1 tRNA gene is annotated in these 255 nt (G+C 56.9%); it reads right to left on the bottom strand.

Annotation, left to right across the window (positions count from 1 at the left end):
- Window positions 1-76, bottom strand: a tRNA-Ala gene (locus ETC27_RS16930).
- Between the last annotated feature and the right edge of the window lie 179 nt (window positions 77-255).

The following is a 255-nucleotide window of genomic DNA, read 5'->3' as shown; positions in this document are numbered from 1 at the left end:
TGGTGGAGCCTAGCGGGATCGAACCGCTGACCTCCTGCGTGCAAGGCAGGCGCTCTCCCAGCTGAGCTAAGGCCCCTCTGATTGTCCTACGTGACATGGAGAATTTTATTCGGATCAAGGTGCTTTGGTACGACGTGTAGCTCGCTACACGAGTGCCGAAGCAACGCGGGACCGGATAAAATTTGGTGGGTCTGGGCAGACTCGAACTGCCGACCTCACCCTTATCAGGGGTGCGCTCTAACCAACTGAGCTACA

The organism is Onishia niordana (genome assembly GCF_004798965.1).
Lineage (GTDB): Bacteria > Pseudomonadota > Gammaproteobacteria > Pseudomonadales > Halomonadaceae > Onishia > Onishia niordana.
This window is presented reverse-complemented; position numbering and strand designations above follow the sequence as displayed.